The organism is Peribacillus sp. SIMBA_075, assembly GCF_046534585.1.
Genome location: NZ_JAWRYN010001572.1, coordinates 1 through 237 on the forward strand (window position 1 = coordinate 1; position 237 = coordinate 237).

Annotated in this window: 1 pseudogene; it reads right to left on the reverse strand. The window is 40.5% G+C overall.

Annotation, left to right across the window (positions count from 1 at the left end):
• Positions 1-157, reverse strand: a pseudogene (locus SB775_RS33710) (flagellar motor switch protein FliM); the annotation flags it as partial.
• Positions 158-237: the final 80 nt, after the last annotated feature.

Below are 237 nucleotides of genomic sequence, written 5' to 3' on the forward strand. Positions count from 1 at the left end.
TCTGGTCTTTTGAAAAGCGAAGAGCACGTTTAAAGTCATACACCTTCACTTTTTTCGTCGTTTCTTCTTTTTTCAGCTCTTCTGCATCCATTTCGCCTGTAGATATGGCGGATAATAATGCGTCGATCTCATTCTGGGAAAGCACTTCTCCTGACATTTCTTCACCTCCATCGTGTCAATTAATCGCCTCTATTGCAGATTAAAGGAGGTTATATAAACTTCTTTCACCTTGCCATC